At 56.0% G+C, this 241-nt stretch carries 1 protein-coding gene; it reads left to right on the top strand.

All coding sequences use genetic code 11. The annotated features are described in order from the left end of the window. The coding region (locus HMPREF3119_RS02120) for a glycoside hydrolase family protein (RefSeq protein ID WP_083297240.1) at window positions 1-208 on the top strand (208 nt) is incomplete at its 5' end. Between the last annotated feature and the right edge of the window lie 33 nt (window positions 209-241).

Genomic DNA, 241 nt, shown 5'->3' with positions numbered 1-241 from the left:
CAATACCCGGGCGGCCATCTATTCATTTGTCTACAACGTCGGCCCCGGCGCGTTCTCGCGCTCCACTATGCTGCGCAAACTCAATGCCGGTGATATCGCCGGTGCGTGTGACGAAATGAAACGCTGGACATTTGCCGGTGGCAAGCAGTGGCACGGACTGATTAACCGGCGGGATACGGAGAACGCGGTATGCCACGGAACCCCTTAACGTTGATCATCATTGCTATCATCCTGCTGACTA

Origin of the sequence: Morganella sp. HMSC11D09, assembly GCF_001807955.1 — a bacterium.
Lineage (GTDB): Bacteria > Pseudomonadota > Gammaproteobacteria > Enterobacterales > Enterobacteriaceae > Morganella > Morganella morganii.
The sequence above is the reverse complement of the archived record's forward strand: the minus strand, read 5'-3'. Positions and strand labels throughout refer to the sequence as shown.